Raw genomic sequence first — 821 nt, 5'->3', positions numbered from 1 at the left:
TCGAAATCCTTCTCGTCGTAGAGCCGGATGCAGATGCCGTTGGCGACCCGGCCGCAGCGGCCGGCGCGCTGGTTGGCCGCCGCCTGGCTGATCGGCTCGACCAGCAGCTGCTCGACCTTGCTGCGGAACGAATAGCGCTTGACCCGCGCCGTGCCGGTGTCGATCACGTAGCGGATGCCCGGCACGGTCAGCGAGGTCTCGGCGACGTTGGTGGCCAGCACGATGCGCCGGCCGCTGTGGCTGTCGAAGATGCGGTCCTGCTCGGCTTGCGACAGCCGCGCGAACAGCGGCAGCACTTCGGCGCTGCGCATCAGCGGCTGGTGGCTCAGGTGGCGCCGAAGATGGTCGGCGGCCTCGCGGATCTCGCGCTCGCCGGGCAGGAAGACCAGGATGTCGCCGGCGTTGTGCGGGTCGCGCCAGAGTTCGTCGACGGCGTCGGCGATCGCGTCGTTGAGGTCGTGGTCGCGCGACTCCTCGAACGGCCGGTAGCGCTGCTCGACCGGAAAGGTCCGACCCGACACCATGAGGGTCGGCGCCGGCCCCTTCGCGGAAGCAAAGTGCTTCGCGAACCGGTCGGCATCGATGGTCGCCGAGGTCACGATCACCTTGAGGTCCGGCCGCCGCGGCAGGATCTCGCGCAGGTAGCCCAGCAAGAAGTCGATGTTCAGTGAGCGCTCGTGGGCCTCGTCGATGATGATCGTGTCATAGGCCTTGAGCAGCGGGTCGGTCTGGGTCTCGGCCAGCAGGATGCCGTCGGTCATCAGCTTGACCGAGGCCTCGCGCGAGAGGCGGTCCTGGAAACGCACCTTGTAGCCCACCAC

1 protein-coding gene is annotated in these 821 nt (G+C 68.2%); it reads right to left on the bottom strand.

Going from position 1 to position 821, the window contains the following annotated elements; translation table 11 throughout:
* Nucleotides 1-821: helicase-related protein (locus AC1DY5_RS57405; RefSeq protein ID WP_478123003.1), on the bottom strand; the 821-nt coding region annotated here is incomplete at both ends.

This window comes from Variovorax sp. P4_D9, from assembly GCF_056401695.1.
The sequence above is the reverse complement of the archived record's forward strand: the minus strand, read 5'-3'. Positions and strand labels throughout refer to the sequence as shown.